Origin of the sequence: Levilactobacillus wangkuiensis (assembly GCF_016861605.1) — a bacterium.
Classification (GTDB): Bacteria; Bacillota; Bacilli; order Lactobacillales; family Lactobacillaceae; genus Levilactobacillus; species Levilactobacillus wangkuiensis.
Genome location: NZ_BOLM01000006.1, coordinates 108843 through 126071 on the forward strand (window position 1 = coordinate 108843; position 17229 = coordinate 126071).

Annotated in this window: 19 protein-coding genes; 6 read left to right on the forward strand and 13 right to left on the reverse strand. The window is 51.4% G+C overall.

The window, feature by feature from the left end:
• Positions 1-30: 30 nt before the first annotated feature.
• The 6 genes from spxB to JUF13_RS06210 all read right to left on the reverse strand — a co-directional run bounded on the left by spxB (position 31) and on the right by JUF13_RS06210 (position 7193).
• A complete protein-coding gene (gene spxB, locus JUF13_RS06185; RefSeq protein WP_203638495.1) occupies positions 31-1791 on the reverse strand; it encodes a pyruvate oxidase in 1761 nt (586 codons plus the stop codon).
• Between the two features lie 191 nt (positions 1792-1982).
• Positions 1983-2810, reverse strand: coding sequence for a hypothetical protein (locus JUF13_RS06190; protein WP_203638497.1), 828 nt, complete (start codon positions 2808-2810; stop codon positions 1983-1985).
• A gap of 197 nt (positions 2811-3007) precedes the next feature.
• On the reverse strand, positions 3008-3190 hold the full coding sequence (locus tag JUF13_RS06195) for a hypothetical protein (protein ID WP_203638498.1): 183 nt from the start codon (positions 3188-3190) through the stop codon (positions 3008-3010).
• Positions 3191-3301: 111 nt separating this feature from the next.
• Positions 3302-4261: a beta-galactosidase small subunit gene (locus JUF13_RS06200; RefSeq protein WP_203638500.1), complete on the reverse strand. Its 960-nt coding sequence runs from the start codon at positions 4259-4261 to the stop codon at positions 3302-3304.
• Positions 4245-6131, reverse strand: coding sequence for a glycoside hydrolase family 2 TIM barrel-domain containing protein (locus JUF13_RS06205; protein WP_203638502.1), 1887 nt, complete (start codon positions 6129-6131; stop codon positions 4245-4247). The genes JUF13_RS06200 and JUF13_RS06205 overlap by 17 nt, the downstream gene beginning before the upstream one ends.
• A 204-nt stretch (positions 6132-6335) precedes the next feature.
• Complete coding sequence (locus JUF13_RS06210) at positions 6336-7193, reverse strand: SDR family oxidoreductase (protein ID WP_203638504.1); 858 nt, start codon at positions 7191-7193, stop codon at positions 6336-6338.
• A gap of 156 nt (positions 7194-7349) precedes the next feature.
• Between JUF13_RS06210 and JUF13_RS06215 the strand changes: the two genes are divergently transcribed.
• The gene (locus JUF13_RS06215; RefSeq protein ID WP_203638506.1) at positions 7350-8570 is read left to right on the forward strand and encodes an RNA-guided endonuclease InsQ/TnpB family protein; all 1221 of its coding nucleotides are present in this window, start codon (positions 7350-7352) and stop codon (positions 8568-8570) included.
• Positions 8571-8820: 250 nt separating this feature from the next.
• Here JUF13_RS06215 and JUF13_RS06220 read toward each other — a convergent pair whose 3' ends face one another.
• The 3 genes from JUF13_RS06220 to JUF13_RS06230 form a co-directional block, all read right to left on the reverse strand.
• On the reverse strand, positions 8821-9225 hold the full coding sequence (locus tag JUF13_RS06220) for a hypothetical protein (protein WP_203638508.1): 405 nt from the start codon (positions 9223-9225) through the stop codon (positions 8821-8823).
• A gap of 165 nt (positions 9226-9390) precedes the next feature.
• The gene (locus tag JUF13_RS06225; protein ID WP_203638510.1) at positions 9391-10140 is read right to left on the reverse strand and encodes a DeoR/GlpR family DNA-binding transcription regulator; all 750 of its coding nucleotides are present in this window, start codon (positions 10138-10140) and stop codon (positions 9391-9393) included.
• Between the two features lie 184 nt (positions 10141-10324).
• The gene (locus tag JUF13_RS06230) at positions 10325-10891 is read right to left on the reverse strand and encodes a helix-turn-helix domain-containing protein (RefSeq protein ID WP_203638512.1); all 567 of its coding nucleotides are present in this window, start codon (positions 10889-10891) and stop codon (positions 10325-10327) included.
• 234 nt (positions 10892-11125) lie between these two features.
• Between JUF13_RS06230 and JUF13_RS06235 the strand changes: the two genes are divergently transcribed.
• A complete protein-coding gene (locus tag JUF13_RS06235; RefSeq protein ID WP_225893622.1) occupies positions 11126-11995 on the forward strand; it encodes a hypothetical protein in 870 nt (289 codons plus the stop codon).
• 19 nt (positions 11996-12014) lie between these two features.
• Here the strand turns inward: JUF13_RS06235 and JUF13_RS06240 are convergent, their stop codons facing one another.
• Together JUF13_RS06240 and JUF13_RS06245 are read right to left on the reverse strand one after the other, a co-directional pair.
• On the reverse strand, positions 12015-12443 hold the full coding sequence (locus tag JUF13_RS06240; protein ID WP_203638514.1) for a GNAT family N-acetyltransferase: 429 nt from the start codon (positions 12441-12443) through the stop codon (positions 12015-12017).
• Between the two features lie 387 nt (positions 12444-12830).
• Positions 12831-13085: a hypothetical protein gene (locus JUF13_RS06245; protein ID WP_203638516.1), complete on the reverse strand. Its 255-nt coding sequence runs from the start codon at positions 13083-13085 to the stop codon at positions 12831-12833.
• A 355-nt stretch (positions 13086-13440) separates the two neighbouring features.
• On the opposite strand from JUF13_RS06245, the gene JUF13_RS14495 reads away from it, so the two are divergent.
• Entirely contained in the window at positions 13441-13572 is a 132-nt protein-coding gene (locus tag JUF13_RS14495; protein WP_263972798.1) for a hypothetical protein, read from the forward strand.
• 39 nt (positions 13573-13611) lie between these two features.
• Here JUF13_RS14495 and JUF13_RS06250 read toward each other — a convergent pair whose 3' ends face one another.
• Positions 13612-14502 (reverse strand): EamA family transporter, encoded by an 891-nt coding sequence (locus JUF13_RS06250; protein WP_203638518.1) that lies wholly within the window; start codon positions 14500-14502, stop codon positions 13612-13614.
• A gap of 92 nt (positions 14503-14594) precedes the next feature.
• Here JUF13_RS06250 and JUF13_RS06255 point away from each other — a divergent pair, with 92 nt between their 5' ends.
• A complete protein-coding gene (locus tag JUF13_RS06255) occupies positions 14595-15353 on the forward strand; it encodes a hypothetical protein (protein WP_203638520.1) in 759 nt (252 codons plus the stop codon).
• A 131-nt stretch (positions 15354-15484) separates the two neighbouring features.
• On the opposite strand, the gene JUF13_RS06260 is transcribed toward JUF13_RS06255, so the two are convergent.
• Positions 15485-15997 carry a hypothetical protein gene (locus tag JUF13_RS06260; RefSeq protein WP_203638522.1) on the reverse strand — a complete coding sequence of 171 codons (513 nt, stop codon included), beginning with the start codon at positions 15995-15997 and terminating at the stop codon, positions 15485-15487.
• 243 nt (positions 15998-16240) lie between these two features.
• Between JUF13_RS06260 and JUF13_RS06265 the strand changes: the two genes are divergently transcribed.
• Both JUF13_RS06265 and JUF13_RS06270 read left to right on the forward strand, forming a co-directional pair.
• Positions 16241-16753, forward strand: a complete 513-nt coding sequence (locus JUF13_RS06265) for a hypothetical protein (RefSeq protein ID WP_203638524.1) — start codon at positions 16241-16243, stop codon at positions 16751-16753.
• A 15-nt stretch (positions 16754-16768) separates the two neighbouring features.
• A complete protein-coding gene (locus JUF13_RS06270) occupies positions 16769-17191 on the forward strand; it encodes a hypothetical protein (protein WP_203638526.1) in 423 nt (140 codons plus the stop codon).
• Positions 17192-17229: the final 38 nt, after the last annotated feature.

Below are 17229 nucleotides of genomic sequence, written 5' to 3' on the forward strand. Positions count from 1 at the left end.
GAACTCGCATTTTGTCATTTCAGATTCAAATTACAAGTTGTCGCCCTGGGCTCGCAGTAATTCGCCTAAAGCGGGCTGTGCTTTCAAGTCGATGTGCGTCTCCTTGGCGTAGGCATCCACGGCGTCTTGCCCGTAGAGCTTGGCGTCCAGTGGCATGAAGGCCGTGCCGATCGGGTCGTCGTCCTTGATGACGGCGTTGACCACGATTGGCTTACGGTTACCCTTGGCCTGCAGATCCTTGATTTGGTCAAAGACCGTTTCGACCTCTTGGTTGTTGGTGACCGTGAAGCCAATGGCACCCAGGCCTTCGCCCACCTTAGCCCAGTCGGCATCGGTCAAATCGACCCCGTACAGGTGTTGCTTCGTGTCGACCTGTTCCCGGTAGATGAAACCGAAGCGCCGGTTGCTGAAGACCACGTTGATGACGGGCAATTGATAACGCGCTTCGGTAATGATATCGGGCGCGACCATCGCAAAGCCGCCATCCCCGGACAGTGACCAGGATTGGGCGTCGGGCACGCTTAACGCCCCGGCTAACCCAGCTGGCAGGCCGTAGCCCATCGTGGCAAATAAACCAGATAAGGCGAAACGTTGGTCTTGATCCATCGGCAAGCCACGAACGGCCCATTCAGACACGTTCCCGGTATCGACCCCGTAAGTATCCTTAGGACCGACCATGGACGCAATCTTCTTGGTCACGGCTTCTGGCGCCAGACCGTGACTGTCATCGGCAGCCAGTTGATCGAGCCATTGGTTCCAGTTAGCCTTGTTTTGCCGGTTGGCCGTCAGCCAAGTCGTTTCTGGTAATGTTTCACCCGTAGCAATCATGGCCTGCAGGTAACTCTTGGCGTCACTGATCACGGCGTAATCGACCGGCACCATTTTACCAATATCGAAGGAATTATCATTAACTTGAATGATCTTAATATTCTTTGGCCAGAACTGAGCGAATGGGAATTCGGAACCCAGGAAGAGAATCAAGTCCGTGTGTTGTAAGGCTTCAAAGCCGGACTTGGACCCCAAACGACCAAACGTCCCGATAGCATTCGGATGATTCGTGGGGATCACCCCGGTAGCGGGCACCGTGTTGATAACGGGGATATTAAATTGCTCACTGAACTTGACCAGTTCGTCCCGCGCACCGAGTAAGCCCCGGCCCGCGTAGATCAACGGGTGCTTAGCGGCCTTGAGTAATTTCATGGTCGCAGTCACTGCGGCTGGATCGATGGTTTCGCTAAACGTGTTGGAAACGACGTTTGGCGTCTTGACGGGTTCGTAGTCAATTTCGGTGGCAGCCAGGTCTTCGGGAATGATGACCACGGCTGGGCCCTTTTGGCGGTAAGCTTCACGAATGGCTTGGTTGACCACGTAAGGCAGTTGTTCCGCCGTGGTGGCCGTGCGGTTGTACACGGCCACGTCGCTAAACATTGGCGTCTCGTCCATTTCTTGGAAGTAGTTCGTGTTCATCGTAGCCTGAGGAACTTGGCCGACCAGGGCCAAAACGGGGACGTGGTCCATTTTGGCATCGTACAAGCCATTGAAGAGGTGCGTGGCACCAGGGCCCGCGGACCCAAAGGCCACACCGATCTTACCGGTGAACTTGGCGTCAGCCGCGGCGGCTAAGGCCCCGACTTCTTCGTGACGGACCTGAATATAATCGATGTGATCCTTTTCTAAATACAGACCTTCTACGGTATGGTTAATTGACCCACCGGGAATGCCGTAAATGTGGTTCACATCCCATGCTTCTAAAACCTTAACTAGCGCTTGTCCTGCAATCATTTTTGCCATAATCACTCGCACTCCTTAATGGTCATCGCGGCTAACAAATCCTGGTCGAAATGCCTCAAACTTACTTAACAGTGACATCATAGTCCACTGTTTGGGGAAAAGCCAGTAATTCCACTTACTTTTTGTTAGTGATTAATTTCACAGCAACCGCTTACAGTGAAAACCGGACAAACACGGGTTAGCTACCCCGTTTAGTCTTTAATTGAGGTCGTATCAAATTTTACGTTGGCGTTGGGCCCCGCAACCTTGGTCAGGACATACCCCGACTCATTGCCCACCGCGTAATGGTAGTAGCCAAAGTAGTCATTTCTAATTTTGACAGCCTTGGGCGACACCTGCGTATACGGCCTAGGGAAGATTTTGCGGCTGGTTTTTTGGTAGTTAAGCGACTGATTGTTGGGGTTATCGACTGCGCCTGTAAAAGCATAACTCTCAACCTTAATCATTTCCTGTTTGACTCGGGCATTCTTTTTCACGATCTCTACGGCAAACGGTAGTGGTCGGGGCTTTTTAAATTCGGTCTGCGCCGTACGCGCCAACAGCCGTTGATAATTGGCGATGATTCGTCTATCCGTCTTCACCGCTGCATAACTAACAACGGTGGCGTTTTGGTCAGTCTTCAAAATCTTTTTCTCCGCAGCCAAAGCCCCCTTAATTGACGTGAGCAGTGCTCGGCGCTTTTGGGTAAACGCTCGCTTCGCCATTGCCGTGCCCTTTTGCTTCAACTGTTTAACAGATAGCTTAGCGGCGTCCGCTAATGTGAACGACGCGGGGACCTGAAGCGCTGTGGCCTTGCCATTTTGGGTGATCGTTATCGAGGTCAACGTCGACCTTGAACTCGGTTGCGCGGTTCCCTTAATGCCGTACCAAACTTGGCTCTTCGCCGTTTGCCCAGTTTTACCAAATGCTATTTCATCCCCACTGGTACGCTGATTCTGCCGATTACTCGCCTGATGCCCACAAGCCGCTAGCGTCAAAGATAGCAAGGCAATCAGCCCTAACATGATGTTTCTTTTCATCATTACACACTCGTTTCCAGAGACCGGTTACCGTCCCACCTATTTTTCAAATTAAGTTTAATCATAAGCCCCTAAGATTGAAATTACCATTCAACCTTAGGGGCTCACTTGATTATGCTGAATTTATAGAAAAAACCGGCCATCCACCCGTGACTTGCGCGTGATTGCCGGTTCAAAACTATTTGAAAATTTCATATTTATTTTTCAAATTGCTGGTCCAGTAGCTTAGCTAATTGTGTCTCTGTCAAATCTGGCCGCGACGCTGCAGAAACCAGTCTCTTCTTAAGCATCGTTACAAACGCCGGATCCAATTCTGATTCGGAATAGACTCTGGGTTTGACTGGCTGTCTGCCACCAGTTTTATCTTTTGACCGTTTCACACTGCTCACTCCTAACCTAGTCACTACCTGAATCATACTAGCCGGCTGGACAAACACAACCAAAAAGAACCGGCCCCAAGCATCTCGGTCGGTTCTCTCATATTTGTCTAGTTATTCAACGCCAGCAATGGCGAAGCTGAAGTCGTGGTCGATGTCCCCCGCAACGTGATATTGCAGCTCAACGTCGGCACCCCAGCTATCGATGCCCCCAACGCCACGGGTGGCCCCGTAAACAGTCAGGACCGTCCGCCGTGCTAACGGCAATTCTTCGATGTGGGTCGCATTTTCCAGTTCCTCTGGCGTGTATGGCAGGCAGCTAAAGGCAAACGGATGCCCATTTTGCTGGAACGTCAGACTGAACGGTTGGTGATCCGGGTCGGCGTTGTTGTGCGTCGTGGCCCGCGTCACTTTGACCCAGTCATTGCCCATGTGCATGCCACACTCCTGCGGCACCATATATGGCGTCACGGGTAGGCCGTCTACGTGATAGGTCCCCGGCTTACCACCAGCCAGTCGGTCGGGATAGGTTTCGCCCGAGAGGCCCTGGTAGTCAAAGCCAGTTGCCGTCGTTGGCATCACGAACCGTAAGCCGAAGACGGGCAGTTCGGGTAAGCCGACAGCCCCGTTGTAGTGGGTGTTGACGGTCATTTCCCCGGTTGCGTCGACCACGTATTCAACGGTCACCGTGGTTGCGGGAACGGTCGGCGTGGTGTAGGTAAAGGTGATGGCGACGGTCTCGGCCGTCTCGTGATCAGAATATTTATTATTTTCCGGCGCGATTGGCAGTGGAATGGCTTGACCATCCACAGCCACGTCGATTTGGGTGCAGGTGCTAAACATGTCGGCCCCTAACCATGTCGCCGAGGTTGTGGAAAAGCCGTTCCCACGGTCATTATCGGTCGTCGCGCGCCAGAAGGCTGGCTTCGGCGTCCGGTACAACCATTCCTTGCCATAGCGCACCAGCGACTCGAGGCCGCCACGGTCATAGGCAAAGATGTAGTGGAATCCTGGACCGCTGAGCCCCAGCGTCACGTCGCCGTAAATCACGTTTAATTTAGTCGTGTTGGCCATAGTAGTAGTCCACCTCCTGTAGTGCTGGCTTCGGTGTCCGGTCGGCAAAGAGCAGGCCGTCGCCGGAGAATTCGTAGTCGGAATGACGGTCATCAAAGTCCCCACCGTAGCGGAGAACGGGTTGGCCGGTCACTTCGTCTTGCGTCCAAAGCGCCTGGTCGATGTAATCCCAAATGGAACCACCCTGATACATAGGGTACTTATCGATCAAGTCAATGTAACTGTTCATCCCACCAATGGAATTCCCCATGTCATGCATGTATTCACAGTTCACGAATGGCTTGTCGGGATCATTTTGCAGGTATTCTTCAATCGCCCGTGGCGGATCGTACATCATGCTTTCCATGTCGGAAATGCGGTCCGCATAGACCCGGTTGCGGCAAACGCCTTCGTAGTGGGTCAACCGCGTTGGGTCAGCGTCATGATAGAACTTGTCCATGGCGGCAATGTCATCGCCGGCGTAGGATTCGTTCCCCAGTGACCAGAATAAAACGGCGGGATGATTCTTGAACATTTCGTAGTTGCTCTTGGCGCGGTCAAGGACGGCCAATTGCCATTGTGGCAGGCTGCCTGGCACGTTGTAGGAAGGCTCAACGGCCCCCATTTTTTGCCAAGTTCCGTGGGTTTCCAAGTTGTTTTCGGCCATCATGTAGATCCCGTTGCGGTCACAGAGGTGGTACCAAGCATCCTGGTCCGGGTAGTGGCAGGTCCGCACGGCGTTGATGTGATTGTCGTGGAAGACCTGCATGTCATGCGCCATGTCGGCAGCGGTGACGGCCCGGCCGCGGTGGGCATCCCACTCGTGCCGGTTGACCCCGTTGATGACCAGGCGTTGCCCGTTTAATTGCATAATCTTATCTTTTAATTCAATCCGGCGGAAACCGACCTGATAAGGCACGACTTCGACCAGCTTACCGGTGGCATCGCGCAATTCAATTTGCAATTGATACAGGTATGGGTCGTGGTGGTTCCACAGGTGAACATGGTTGACCGTCGTGGCTAAGTCAAGCTCGGCGGATGCGGCGGCCTCGGCCGTCCAGAGTGGTTGTCCAGTGTCGTCCGCTAAGCTGACGTGAACGGACCCCGTCAGTTGATCAGCGGCGGAAAGTTTCAGGTTTAATTTAAAATTACCAGTCGTGAAGGCATCGTCGACCCCGGATTGGATCGTCATGTCCTCCACGTGAAGGGCCGGCTTGGCAACCAGGCGAACGCTGCGGAAAATCCCGGAGAAGCGGAACATATCCTGGTCCTCAAGGAAGGCGGCCGTGCTGTGCTTGAAGACTTCGACGGCTAACACGTTGTCGCCGTCTTGCAGATATGGTGTCAGGTCGAATTCGGCCCGGCTAAAACTGTCTTCCGCGTACCCCACGAAGTGCCCGTTCAGCCACAGGTACATGGCTTGTTCGACACCGTCAAATTCAATGCTGACCCGTTGGTCTTCCAGTTCGGAGTTCAGGGTAAAGTGCTTCACGTAAGCCCCCACCGTGTTTTCTGGGTCGGTACTGAACATCCCTTTTTCGGGGCGGTCGGCACCCATGCTGTAGGCGGGCCGGCGATAATGCTTGCCCTCCCAAGGATAGGCCGTGTTGATGTATTGAATCTGGCCGTAACCAGCAAGTTCGATGTGACCCGGAACGGCTAATCGGTCGAAATCAGAGCGGTCGTAATCGGGTTCATAGAAGCCCACGGGACGGTGCTGGGGGTCCTTCGCAAAGGCAAATTCCCAGGTGCCGTCGAGGCTTTGAACCAGACTACTCTGCTGAGCAGCGGCTTCGGCGACCGTGGCGTAACCGCGGTGATCGCTGTGAGCGGGTAACTGATTGATCCGAAAAGTTTGGGGATCATCCAGCCATGAAATTTCTGCTTTCAAAAGTCTTCCTCCTTTTTTAAAACGCTTACATTGGTTATTATACAACAGATATCCTCAGATGCCAGTGAAGAAAGATTTAATTGTAATTAAGGAAGTGACTGAATTGATTTTGGCTAAATTGGTTCGCGATGATGCGAAAAAAGCCGACCGACCACTCGGGTCAACCGACTTGCGTTTAATTATTTATGACTGAGTGGCCCTAGCCTACCGCCGCAGAATTTCATGGATGGCATCGGGGAAGGTCGTCAACGGCCGGCCTAAGACGTCGGGCAGATCACTGGATTCGACATCCAGCTCACCATCGCGCATCATGGCTTGCATCGACGACAACACCTCAACCATCTCTGGGGCCATGCCCGCTGCGGACAGGGATTCTCGGTAGGTTGCGTCATCCACGCTCTTAAAGGTGAAGGACTTTCCGGTCACCTTCCACAGGGTTTCCGCCAGGTCCGCGTAAGTCCGGGGTTCCCCACCGAATTCGTACACGGCCTTGGGGTCTGCCATCGTCATGACCCGCGCGGCACCTTCAGCATATTCCCGTTCGAGTGCGAAGCTAATCTTCCCATGACCCGCCGCGTAAACCGCGTTTTGGCCATGAACACCGGCCTTCAGGTAGTTGGTTTCATTTTCCAAGTACCAGGCGTTACGCAGAAAACTGTAACGCAGGCCACTGGCCTTCAGAAGTTTTTCCGTGGCGACGTGATCCACGGATAGTGGCGACTTCGCCGTGTCAGCGTGGGCAAAGCTGGTGTAGGCAACGAAGTCCACCCCGGCCTTTTGTGCTGCGGTGACCACGTTGGCGTGTTGCTGTTGCCGGGAGACCTCGCCCCCAGGGACGGATGAAATGAATAGGAGCCGGTCAATACCCGTCAAGGCTTGTTCTAAAGCAGCTTCGTCGTTGTAGTCGGCCTGACGAACGGTGACTTCGGCTGGTAAGACCTGTTGCCCCTTGCTGGCGTTACGGACAATGGCAATGATATCGCTAGCATCGACAGTCTTTAACAAGTCATTGATGACCAACTGACCAAAGCGGCCGGTTGCGGCTGAAATTGCATATTTCATAATTGATGATCTCCTTATTTTATTAAAGACTAAGCAGAAAACCTGCGATTTTAATCGCGGGATGAATGCCAGAACTTAATAATCCTCCTCGAAACATACGTTCCCCTGGGTAGCTAAATATGGTATACTAAATCCAATCTACAGGGGAGGTTTCCATTGGTTAAATTAGGGCGAACAATTAAGCTGAGACTCTATCCAGACACGAATCAAGCAAAACAATTTTTGGCAATGAGCCAGGAATACCAACGTGTAGCTAATATTGTCAGTCAATGGATTTTTGACCATGAATTTCAGTTAAGCTGGTTAAAAATCAACCACCAGCTGTACAAACAATTCAGAAAAGAATCACCGCTCAACAGCCAGATGGTCCAATCCGTTTTTCGGACAGTTGTGGCTCGCTACAAGACAGTTCAAGAACAGTTGAAACAGCATCCTTACCGTTACAAGAACGAGGAAAAAAAGTGGGTTCAAGTTCCTAGAGACCTGAACTGGTTGGTGACCCCCATCCAGTTTCGTCGGCCACAAGCAGATTTGGTACGTCAGAGTAATTACTCTTTTGTAGACAAGATGCAACAGATTTCAATCACCACTCTAGGCAAACGAACTAAGTTGGGGTTCACTGATAAAGGATTCGAGAAGTACTTCACTGACGACTGGAAACTGGGTACCGCTAAGCTAGTCCACACTCAGGGTAAGTGGTTTTTGCACATCGGTATCACAAAGGAAACTAGTGATTTCAATCCCAAGGATAGCCCTCAAATTGTGGGCATTGACCGTGGCCTGCGCTTTCTAGCGACTATCTTTGATAGTGAAGGCAAGACACTATTCTTTGATGGTCAAAAAATCTTACTTAGGCGAAAGAAGTTCCTGGAGATTCGTCGACAACTACAAAGTAAGGGTACTAAGTCTGCCAAGAAAAAGTTAAAACGGCTAGCGCAACGAGAGAACCGCTGGATGACCGATGTGAATCATTGGTTAGCTAAGACACTCGTTACACGATATGGCTCACACACACTTTTTGTCCTGGAAGACTTAACCAACGTAACATTCAACACCGATGATCTGCCTAAGTCCTTACGAAACAGCCATCGTTCCTGGTCTTTCTTCCAGCTAGAATCATTCTTAACGTACAAGGCTCAGGCTATTCAGAGCACCGTCGTAAAAGTGAATCCAGCATTCACTTCGCAGAGATGTCCGAAGTGTGGCCTAGTTGAGAAGACTAATCGTCATCACGAAACTCACGAGTATTGGTGCTCTCAATGTCAGTATCGTTGTAACGATGATCGATTAGGAGCAATGAATATTGAGATGCTTGGTCGAGATTGGTTGAATGGTGTCAAACGACCAAAGATTAAAAAGTTAACAGCTGCTGGGTAAACCTAGTAGTTAAACGGGTAGCCGTCAATTACCCGATGATGTTGCCACTACGAGTAGGAATGCCTAACCGGCATGTTGGACTACTGTGTCGCCAGACACGTGAGCGACAAGCCTCTGACTTCATTCAGAGGCAATTGACAAATAACAGAGATTAGTATAGTTACCTGTTACTTTAAAGTCAACAAGTTTGTCTCACCCAATTTTCTGGCCTGCTAAAAAAGACTGGAACTCCCCAGTCTTTTGTCATCAGTTATTTATGATACCAGCCCAGATAATCGTATTTACTGGACCAGGCATTCTTGAATTCGAGTTTTTTATTTTTCGTCACGATTTGGAGGCGGGCATCATTATCGGTCAGCTCCCCATTTTTGTAAATCCCCTTCAGTTTGTAAGTGTTCTTACCAACCTTTTGGTATTTTAGATTTGTCCAGGAGGTCTCCGCAGACTTCGCCCGTGACAGGTGGATGGTCTTGGCACTCACTTTGAAGTGCATGACAATCTTCGTCCCCTGGTCATGGTACTGTCGTTGCCAATTGCCCCGTAGCGCTTTGGGAGTGCCGGAGTGCCAGGCCGCCGCGTTCGCCGTACTAGACGCAACACCGCCGACCATCACCGTAGTTAAGGCAACCACCATCATTTGTCCCAACTTTTTCATGTTCTCATCCTCCAAGAGAATTCAATTCAGCTTTTAGTGACTTCCGTTGACTGGTCTTCGCCATTAGTATACCCCGAGCGGTTAAAAATTTCCGCTATTAACTACCACAAATTTTGGACAGAAAAAAGCGCGTTGCCCCTGGGAGGAAACGCGTCGACGTGATGCTTAGACCACTGTTAAATTTAGTGATTGTTGCCGGAGAAAATCAGCGGTTGCGGGCGCAATCCCGTCATCCGTAATGACCGTAGAAACGGCAGTCAGCGGAAACTGCTGAATCAGGCTCGGCTTTTGAAATTTGCTGGCGTCGGTCAGGACAATCAGGTCATCAGCCCGTTGCGCCATCTCTTGGGCCGCCTCGGTCCGGAGAATGTTAGCCCCCGAGAAGCCATTGGTCTGATCAAAGCCATCGGTGCCGACAAAGAGCTGTTCCACGTGGAAGGATTGGAGCAGTTGCTTGGTCAATGAGCCCACCACGACCTGGGATTCCGGCTGGTACTTGCCACCCAGGACGAAGACGTCCAGGTTCGGATAACTCGACACAAAGTTCGCAATATAGTAGGAATTGGTAACGATGGTCACCCGCTTTTCCTGCTGGCCTAACGTGTCTGCTAGAAGCGCGCAGGCCGAGCCGGATTCGATCATGATGGTCGTGCTATCGGCGACCAACTTAGCTGCAGCTACTGCAATGTGCTGCTTCTCCTCGTGGTGCTGAGCCAACCGGTAGTTCAAATCATCCGGATTGTTGACCACCGCAAACCCGTGCTGTCGCTGCAATAGGCCCTCCGCTTCCAATTCCGTGAGGTCCTTACGCATGGTCACCAGCGAGACCTGCGTCCGCTGGGCCAAGTCGGTCACCGCCACCTTGCGCTGCTGATTTACGATTTGAATGATCTGTTCGCGCCGTTCGTTGGCCATTAGGAAAAACTCCTTTCGATAGAAAGTAAAATTCGTCGTCTTTCCTTCTAGTCTACGCTAAAACCGGCGAGAACGGTAGGCTGGATTGACCGGCACCTATCACGCTAAGTGTCGCGAAAAATATAACCCGGGTTAATTTCTCGGACTGGCTCTCGAAATTTTGGCCGATATAACCTGGGTTAACTTACCAACCTCCATGCTGACCGGCGTTCCACCCAGCCCGGACGCTCCCCGGAATTGCGGCCATCGCGGCCGAAACGTCCATACTGATCATCGGTAGAACCATTAACGCGATTAGTCCAATGCTTAACCAGATGACGACTCGAGATAGTGGGACCCGGTGCTGCTTTTGATTGGCGTAAATGGCCAGTAATAAGCTCACAAAGACAATTATGAGCGGCAGTTGGACCAATTCCTCAGCATCTTCGTAACCAATGCCTAGCGCCCAGGTGATCAGAAAACCAATGGCCCCCCAGAATAGACCACCATAGATAATTCGACCCACCGGACCAATATCTTCGTCCTTTTTAACGGTCAACTTGGTCATCAACTCAGCGTCCCCACGAATCAGCTGGTCGATGGACAAGTGAAAGAGGTCGCTGATGGCAACCACATTGGCAAAACTTGGTAAGGCCGCTCCCCGTTCCCATTTAGAAATCGATTGCCGAGAAATTTGGAGTTGGTCGGCGAGTTCCTGCTGTGACCAGTGCCGCTGCTCCCGTTGTTGCTTTAACGCTTCACGAATTTTCATGATGCTGCCTCCTCTGAACATCTCCATCATACCAAACATTCCGGGCACGACACCGAACCGTCTAGTTGTCAGCAACATCACCCGTCATTTTGCTAAATATAACCCGGGTTAACCCGCCAATTCACCCCGTATTTCCGGTGCATTTCGCCCATTTTTCAGGTATACTAGGCGTATTAGCATTTTCGAAAGGAGCCGGTTCCCATCCACAAAAAACTCATTAAAAGTAGTCTCGGTTTGTTAGCCTTAGGCCTGGCAATCGGCAGTGGCTTACTAGCCGCCCGCGCCCAAACGGAAAAGCCCAGCGCCCTGGTCAAGGTCGGCGACTACACGGCCAGCACGGACTTTTTGAACCTCAGTGCTTACTACCAGACCACCCGGCCGGTGACGGTCAAGGTCGCCTACTTTCCAACCTACAAGTCAGGACACCCGATTCGGCAAAAGCTCACCCTGCCGGCGGGCATCACGGTAGCCGGTAACCTAACGACCACGAAGTCTGGCAGCTATCTAGTTCCTAGCCTCCAATTATTCTTAGCACGACTGAGTTACGCGGCGCTGGCCAACAGCGCCAAGGCCGGCTATACGATTGATCCCGGCGATAGCGCCTACGATCCCCAAGCCACCATCACCGATACCGCCAAGCTGTCCGCATTCAAGCGGGTCAAGGCTCCGGACTACATGCCGGGTTACAGCCACGGTGATCTCTACATTGGCGGTGCCGACGCGGCGTTGAGTCCCATTGAACCGGATAGCCAGAGTATTCGGGTCACCCCGGATGGCTACCTGGAAGTCCTAAAGTATGATGCCAAGGCCAACGCAGGACTGGGCTTCTACCAGAAACCCATTGGCATGGCCAAAATCACCAAGACAGACTTTCACGACCCCTACCGGACGTTGTACTTTAGTCATGATATCCAGGGGGTCAAGACGACTCGGGTTCACCACTCGGGTAACGCGCAATACAAATTAACCTTAAAGAACCTCCACACGCCACAGCATACCAAGGGCAACCCGGAGACGGGGACCGCGGGAACGTTTGATAGTCTCTACCGCATCGGCGGCCAGGCCTACTACACATTCATTGGTTACGATGGCGTCAGTGATTAAGCTCTCAACTGAGGGCTTTTTATTTTGCCGTCAACCGCTTCACAAAATAGGTCGTGGTGATCCCGGCAAACGGGAGATCTGCCAGCGTGCCGTAAATTTGGTACCCGCATTTTTCGTAAAAGCCGACCGCCTGATAGCTCCGAGTAGACAGCGTGATATTGATGATGTGCCGGTCACGCGCCACTTGTTCGGCGGCTTGAATCAACTGCGTCCCCAATCGTTGGCCGCGGTAGTCCCGAGCGACCGCCAGCTTGGCAATGTCCAAATGAGCGTAACGCCGGCGCATCAGAATTCCTCCGACCAAACGCTCGCCGTCATAGGCCCCAATGGCGAGGACCTCCCCGACCTTACCCTCATAATCAAAGTGATTCTCGGCAAACTGCTGGGTGAAGATGCCTTTGAGAAAGAGGTCTAGTTCCAGTGAATCGATTCGCTTGAGTGTGGCCATGGTGGTTCCTCCTTAATTGATGATGCCCCTATTTTAGCGGATTAGTCTTAACATTGCGATAACGGCTGTTTGGGTCAGCAGTCTGAACAGTCGACCAATTGATGGGTAAAACGATTCTTTCCCGCTGAGCCGCTGTTCGTGCTACACTCACAGCAAGTGAGCGAACCCACTCAACAAGCCTTCCTAGCCACTCGAAAGGAGTCCATTCCTATGCTGATTAAACTTATCACGTCCTTTGCTGCTTTATTTATCACAGTTTCCCTCGTGACGTTGGGTAGTTGTGGCAATGTGACAACCGCTAAGAAATCAAAGCCAAACGCCTAGCCTGCCACACCATCAAAAAGCCTCACCCCGACTTGTTATTGTCGTGGTGCGGCTTTTGCGTCTCTATGACTTTAACCAATCACTAATTAACGCTTCATACGTCTGGATCAACTGCTCCTGTTCCACGAATTTACCCAACAAGTTAATCGAGTTCATTTCCTTTTGGAAAACGGGATTCTGAACCGTGAGTTGGCACGTCCGCTGTGTATCCGACTTTCCCGCTAGCATCAGCCACCTAACCACATTTGCCGGTGACTGCAGGGCGGTAAACGTATCAATCGGCGTGGTCGTCAGCAGGTCAAAGAGATGATCCGCCATTTTTCTGTCGGTGATTGCCCTCAGTTGCTGGTCGGGTTCGCCAACGCCTTAAATATAGCAGAGCTTTCTTTCAGCCACCACATGCAGCTGCCTTTTAGTGGCTATATCATTGATATGCCACGGATAGTAACGTTATCACAAATCGCCAACAATTCTACGACCTATCCATGGTAACTGACTAAGGAAATTGTTGGACTTAACTATTGCTCTGTAAATGGACCCCAGATGACAGTCAGTTACCCATTATGTCCAACTTTTCTGGAAAAATCGGGCAATGTTAGCCGCCCAAAATAGCTTTTTACCGGATACCGGTCCCTTTTCGTGGTATACTCACTGCCAAAGAAGGGCGGCCCTCATGAAACGAATCCTTAAGATCATTCTTGCTATTTTGATTCTGGGCGCCACGGCTAGTGTGGTCCTGACCCATCGAACCACCACTACCGCGGTTAGTCCCAATGACTTGACTCAAAACGAAAAGGTCGTCTGAAAAAAATTCAGACGACCTTTTGTTTCACGTGAAACACTTTTAATTAATTTGACCTCGGCGCCGCATGCTCCAAACGTTTGGTAAAATTACCGCGCCAATGATGACCAGTACCCCTACGATTTGGGGCCAATCGACCGTCTCACCCAACAGGATAAAGGCCACCGTGATGGATGATGGCAATTCTAGTGACGACAGGATTGGGCCAATTCCTAGCTCCAAGTACGGCATAAAGATGGAGTAGGCCACCAGCGGAAAGACCATCGAGAACAGGGCAATCAACACGCCCCACAAAATGGTATTGCCGGTCACTTTGGCCGTCACAATCTGCGGTCCCCAGACGATGGAAATCAGAATGAATGCCCCAATACATAACAGCCAGGTCTTGCTCAAGGCATCCAAGTTATTGCCCAGACTGGCCGTAAACTGCATGGTGCAGGCGTACGCGCACGCCGCTAGGAAGCTGAAGAACAGCCCCAGTGGCGACAGCGCCTGCGTAATCGGGAAGAGTCCCGCCGCCAGGACCGTCCCTATCAGAACCAGGACAATGCTCAGTACCTGGACCCGTGACGGCCATTGCCGGTGAATCACCGCGCCCAGTAGAACGGACAACCAAACGGCCTGCATCAACATGACGGCCGCGGCCGCCACCGGAATTAATTTCAACGACTGGATATAGAACGTATTGGTAAACCCGGAAGCTGTACCCGCCGCAATCACCAGCCCAATCTGTTTCCAATTGGTGTGCTGATACCGCAGCCACTGCCGCCGCGCAAAATGAATCACGCCGAGAATAATGACGGCACTTAGAAACGACCAGAACAGGAGCGGTCCGTTGACCACGCCTTCACGCGCCGCAATTTTAAATAATGATGCTGGAATCCCAAAGCTCACCGCGCCTAACCCGACAAACAAGGGTGCTAATTTTTTCAAAAACTCACCTCATCTAAAAAATCTCACCTATCTATTATACATCACCAGCGCCATGCTATAATGGTGTCAGAATAAGTGAAGAGGCGAGCGTGATGGGTAAGATCAAAACACTGTTGATCATCTGGTTCACGGCCATTGCCGGAATCTGCGGGCTACTGAACGCCCAAGCGGCTCCGGTCGTGCGGGACCAGGCGAACCTGTTATCCCCCCAGCAGAAAAGCGAGATTAGACGAATCAATCATCAGTGGGCCCAGACCCGCCACCAGCCGCAACTTTGGGTCTACACCTACAGCCACCTCAGCACGCCCCTCGCCGGTTTTGACTACCAGGATCCCTTTAACACCGCGGGAAATGAGCTGGGCGACCGCGTTTTACACCGATTAGCCCAACAACAGTTAGCCGGCAAAACGACTGATGGCGACCACCAGATTGCCGTCATCCAACGGCAACAGCGGTTGCAACAACGAATCTCATTTATCCTGGTCTACCCGGACAATGGCTGGCATACGGTCATCTATCCCTCAGAAGACCTCTATCACAGTGTTTCTGACCTCAATAAGACCTTTCTGACCTGGCACCTGCCGAACAAGGTCGGCACCGCGGCCGCGACCATGGCCGTCTTCAACCGCTACCAGCCCTTCATCAGCAAGCACATCGCCAAGGTCAAAACGGTTAAAACCGGCCCAAACTGGGATCGGGTCACGTTCATCTTGTTCCTCCCGTTTCTCATGTGGGGCTTGATCAAGCTCTTCCGGCAGCCCATCTACCTGGAAACCTCGCCGTACGATTGGTTTGGCGAAGATGCCGTTTGGCGGGCGTCTGACCCGACCTATCCGCGTTGGTGGTATTAATGGCAAAAAACGGTTAGCCGTTTTAAGCGGAACTGGCTGCCTTTTGTCGCACGTTTCGGTCATATAAATAAGAACATCAAAAATGAGTCTGGAATTTTCTCCAGGCTCATTTAATTATTAATAATAATATATTAGTTATTAATTTTTAAATTGGCATATCGTTTAGCCAGCCGTTTGCTTTGGAAGGCGACCCCATCAGTCTTCAACTGTGCCCCGCTCTGAATCTCGAGGAGGGGCAGCCACTTTCCACCAACGCGCTGTTGGATTTGACGGAAGTACCCGCCATGACCGTCCCAGGTATTCCAGCCGGTCACCCGCGTCCAACGTCCGTGCTGGTAGCGCACCGGATAGGCAATGAGCCAGGTTGGATGGGCTCGGCGTTGCGCCGCGGACATCTTTAACGGCAACTTTTTTGCGTGAGTTCCGGCCTTAAAGCCGTCATCATTGAGACTGCGCGCAGATATCTGAATCCGCCGGTACCGGTGATATTCGTACCGGTACCAGGTCCCGCGCAACGCCTGTGGAAACGTCCGCAGCGTCTGTTGCGGCTTGGCTGCGCGGGCGTGCTCCATTGACGTGGCGACCTCCAGCCCAACCACCACAGAAAAGATAATTGCTAAGATGACTAACCACTTTGCCTTCATTTTCACTCGACCTCCCCGAATGCCTGTTGGAACTTCTAGCAAATCTATTACAGCATAGCACTAACGAAAATAACAGTGATATGTCCTATAAATTTGCTTATATTCACACTTATAGATTCGCTATATATCAGATTATAAGCTTGCTTATTTCTAGTGCAATCGACACGCCATCCACCCGTGCAACCTCCCCTTGAAACGTCGCCTCACACTCGTATACTGGAGACATATGAAAGGGGATTCATTATGAAAAAGATTGTTTATTCAACTTTGGCCATCAGCGCCGTCCTCACGGGGTTAGTGGCGCTGGCGCCTAGCACCACCGCTAGTGCCAAGACGAAGCTCTACACCAATAGTAAGACCCTTCGGAACCATAAGTATAGGTATTCTTATCAGAATGCCTATACTGGCACCGGTAAATGGGGCTATAAACGTCTACATTTTTCCAAACATAGCGTCCATTTTGCCACCAAAACCAAACGTAACGGCAAATGGAAACATGCTAAAATTGCTGCAAAGTATTACTACGTTCGCCACCATAATGGTTGGTACGAATTTGGCGCCCGTGAAAGCGACGACGTTTACTTGATCAAGCCTAGTTGGCGCTACCTCAACGGCCATAAGCACTGGACTCTTGGAGAGTTTGACCCGTCCAACGATCACGGCGGTTATGGTCAAGCGCCTTACAACGTCTGGACCTACACAACCTACATGAATAATAAAGGTTGGCACTACACAATCAATCATCAGCCTAGCTAAAGGAGCCTCTTAAAAATGAAACTAACCCATCTAGCTATCACCGGTCTTGCGCTCATCACCCTCGTCCCACTTGGCATCCCCACGACGGCCAACGCGAAAAGTACGACGCTGCCTCGGACCATCCGTAGCCACACCTGGTATCGCCTAACTGACGGCAGCCAAGGCGGCTTCCACGACAAGACGACGTTCAAGGGGAACCACTTCACCATCAAGGTCAAGGGGACTAACCTGCGCTACCACTGGCATTTCAGTGGGTTAAAGAAGCACACCGCCACCACTTACTATGGTCGCCTGCACTATGCCAAGAAACATTCTGCACTCGTCAAAATCAAGATTTTTAGCAAGTCACATTTCGATATCATTCAGAAACACACGCCTAATCTCGCCGGCAACTACACAGGCAATGAAACTTATGGCGCCACGATTTTTAAGCGTTAATCTGTAAAACTTAAGTGCTACGCAAAGATGGGCCACAA

Bases quoted from the DNA above. Each gene is read 5' to 3' on its own strand.
- JUF13_RS14495 (WP_263972798.1), top strand. From the start codon at position 13,441: ATGAAACGAATCCTTAAGATCATTCTTGCTATTTTGATTCTGGGCGCC.
- JUF13_RS06265 (WP_203638524.1), top strand. From the start codon at position 16,241: ATGAAAAAGATTGTTTATTCAACTTTGGCCATCAGCGCCGTCCTCACG.
- JUF13_RS06245 (WP_203638516.1), bottom strand. From the start codon at position 13,085: ATGGCGGATCATCTCTTTGACCTGCTGACGACCACGCCGATTGATACG.
- JUF13_RS06255 (WP_203638520.1), top strand. From the start codon at position 14,595: ATGGGTAAGATCAAAACACTGTTGATCATCTGGTTCACGGCCATTGCC.
- JUF13_RS06225 (WP_203638510.1), bottom strand. From the start codon at position 10,140: ATGGCCAACGAACGGCGCGAACAGATCATTCAAATCGTAAATCAGCAG.
- spxB (WP_203638495.1), bottom strand. From the start codon at position 1,791: ATGGCAAAAATGATTGCAGGACAAGCGCTAGTTAAGGTTTTAGAAGCA.
- JUF13_RS06210 (WP_203638504.1), bottom strand. From the start codon at position 7,193: ATGAAATATGCAATTTCAGCCGCAACCGGCCGCTTTGGTCAGTTGGTC.
- JUF13_RS06220 (WP_203638508.1), bottom strand. From the start codon at position 9,225: ATGAAAAAGTTGGGACAAATGATGGTGGTTGCCTTAACTACGGTGATG.
- JUF13_RS06190 (WP_203638497.1), bottom strand. From the start codon at position 2,810: ATGAAAAGAAACATCATGTTAGGGCTGATTGCCTTGCTATCTTTGACG.
- JUF13_RS06200 (WP_203638500.1), bottom strand. From the start codon at position 4,261: ATGGCCAACACGACTAAATTAAACGTGATTTACGGCGACGTGACGCTG.
- JUF13_RS06230 (WP_203638512.1), bottom strand. From the start codon at position 10,891: ATGAAAATTCGTGAAGCGTTAAAGCAACAACGGGAGCAGCGGCACTGG.
- JUF13_RS06260 (WP_203638522.1), bottom strand. From the start codon at position 15,997: ATGAAGGCAAAGTGGTTAGTCATCTTAGCAATTATCTTTTCTGTGGTG.
- JUF13_RS06270 (WP_203638526.1), top strand. From the start codon at position 16,769: ATGAAACTAACCCATCTAGCTATCACCGGTCTTGCGCTCATCACCCTC.
- JUF13_RS06240 (WP_203638514.1), bottom strand. From the start codon at position 12,443: ATGGCCACACTCAAGCGAATCGATTCACTGGAACTAGACCTCTTTCTC.